General features: G+C 58.6%; 1 protein-coding gene. It reads left to right on the forward strand.

What is annotated here, in order from left to right; genetic code table 11:
• Window positions 1-24: 24 nt before the first annotated feature.
• Window positions 25-647 (forward strand): RNA-guided endonuclease InsQ/TnpB family protein (locus AC1DO7_RS41430; RefSeq protein WP_477117594.1); only part of this gene is annotated, 623 nt, incomplete at its 3' end.

The raw sequence follows: 647 nt of genomic DNA on the forward strand, positions 1-647 counted from the left end.
GGACATGCATCGTGACTCGCGGACATGCATCGTGACTCGCATGCGCAGCCCTTTGCCAATCTGAGCAAGGCCTGGAGCAAGTTCTTCGACGACGTRAAAARGGGAAAGAATGCTTATCGCCCTGTCTTCAAGCGGAAGGGAMAGGCGCGCGATTCTTTCTACGTCGCCAACGACAAGCTGACCGTRGATGAAAGGCARGTACGTCTGCCCGTGCTGGGCAARGTGAGGATGAAAGAGGCACCGCGGTTCGGCGGCAAGATAATGGGCGCCACGGTGTCACGCGATGGCACACGCTGGTATCTGTCGCTGCAGCAGGAGGTGGACATATGCTGGATTGAGCCGGCGGCTCGCCGCCCGGTCACCGGCGTCGACCTCAACGTCAAGGAAATCGTCTGCTCTGACGGCAAACGTTATGAGACGCCGCGTGCGCTRAAGAAGGCGCAGAAGCGGTTGACGMGGTTGCAGCGGTCRGTGTCGCGCAAGATGGAAGCGCAGAAGCAACGTATGGGCCTAGGTGAAAAGGGCCGGATTCCCACGGGGGTGCGTCTTCTCCCGTCCAAGAACCGTGAGAAGGCATCGCGAAAGCTCGCTGATCAGCATCGAAAGATCAGGTGCATTCGCAATGACTTCACGCACAAGATGACGAC

This window comes from Cupriavidus sp. 05N40 (genome assembly GCF_056397305.1).